The organism is Salibaculum halophilum, from assembly GCF_002094885.1.
GTDB classification, from domain to species: Bacteria; Pseudomonadota; Alphaproteobacteria; order Rhodobacterales; family Rhodobacteraceae; genus Salibaculum; species Salibaculum halophilum.
Map to the genome: position 1 here is coordinate 1 of NZ_MSIT01000043.1, position 1,155 is coordinate 1,155.

Annotated in this window: 2 protein-coding genes and 1 pseudogene; 2 read left to right on the plus strand and 1 reads right to left on the minus strand. The window is 68.5% G+C overall.

Annotated features, from left to right (window positions below):
* Positions 1-142: 142 nt before the first annotated feature.
* Positions 143-304 (plus strand): transposase, encoded by a 162-nt coding sequence (locus BU124_RS15215; RefSeq protein WP_143530019.1) that lies wholly within the window; start codon positions 143-145, stop codon positions 302-304.
* 323 nt (positions 305-627) lie between these two features.
* A pseudogene (locus BU124_RS15220) lies at positions 628-1,017 on the plus strand (transposase); the annotation flags it as partial.
* On the opposite strand, the gene BU124_RS15225 reads toward BU124_RS15220, so the two are convergent.
* Positions 936-1,148 carry a hypothetical protein gene (locus tag BU124_RS15225; RefSeq protein ID WP_483880237.1) on the minus strand — a complete coding sequence of 71 codons (213 nt, stop codon included), beginning with the start codon at positions 1,146-1,148 and terminating at the stop codon, positions 936-938. The pseudogene BU124_RS15220 and the gene BU124_RS15225 sit on opposite strands and share 82 nt — an antisense overlap.
* Positions 1,149-1,155 lie beyond the last annotated feature (7 nt).

Sequence of the window (1,155 nt, forward strand, 5' to 3'; positions counted from 1 at the left end):
GTTGCCATTTGCGCGCCATTGATGGGGTGGATGGCCCCCGCTTCCGGCATCGCGATGTGCCACATTGGGTGCTGTCACAGACCCATCGAGGGAGCCATCCATTGAACAGCCTACCACCATCGGGATCGATCTGGCCAAGAACGTGTTTCAGCTGCACGGCGTCGGCGCGGACGGCGCGGCGGTCCTGAAGCGCAAGCTCCGGCGGAGCCAGGTTCTGCCCTTCTTCGAGGCCCTGCAGCCCTGCCTCGTCGGCATGGAAGCCTGTGCGTTCGGCGGGCGGGCCGTTCCCCGGACGCCCCGCTGATCCGCCTCACCACACTACTGGGCGCGTGAGCTGACGGCGCTCGGCCACGAGGTCCGCATCATGCCGCCCTCCTACGTGAAGCCCTATGTCAAGCGCGGCAAAACCGATGGTGAGACGGGACCGTGGCCGCAGATGCGGCCGCGCAAGCCCGTCGAACGATGCCGAGGCGATCTGCGAAGCGGTCACGCGGCCGACGATGCGCTTCGTGCCGGTGAAGCCGGCGGAGCGCCAGGCCGCGTTGCTGGACCACAAGACGCGTTCGCCCGCTCTCTCGGACGGATCGCGTTCGCGGGCTCACCCTCGTCCGCCAGCGCACCCAGTTGGTGAACACGATCCGCGCGCACCTCTCCGAGTTCGGCATCGTGATGGCGAAGGGCATCCACAATGTCGATCGGCTGCTCGCGGCGGCAGCCGAGTTGCCGGCGGCGGCGCGGCCAGCCGTCGATATGCTCGCCGACCAGCTGCGGGAGACGCAGGGGAAGATCGACGAGGTGAGCGACCGTATCGAGACGGCACAGAAGACCGACCCACTCGCCCGACGCCTGGCGACGATCCCGGGCGTTGGCGCCATCACGGCAAGCGCGATCGCCGCGACGACGCCGGAGGTCGACAACTTCCGCACGGCCCGCGATTACGCCGCCTGGCTCGGCCTCACGCCGCAGCCACACTCGAGCGGCGGCAAGGAGCGATTGGGCCGGATCTCGAAAGCCGGAAACCGATATCTGCGACGGCTTCTGTACCTTGGCGCCATGGCGCAGATCAGCGCGCGGCGGTGCCGGCGACCGGGCGACGACTGGCGCTCGCCATTGTGCTTGCACCAATGGCGCACAACGGCTCGCCGCATGCTGCAG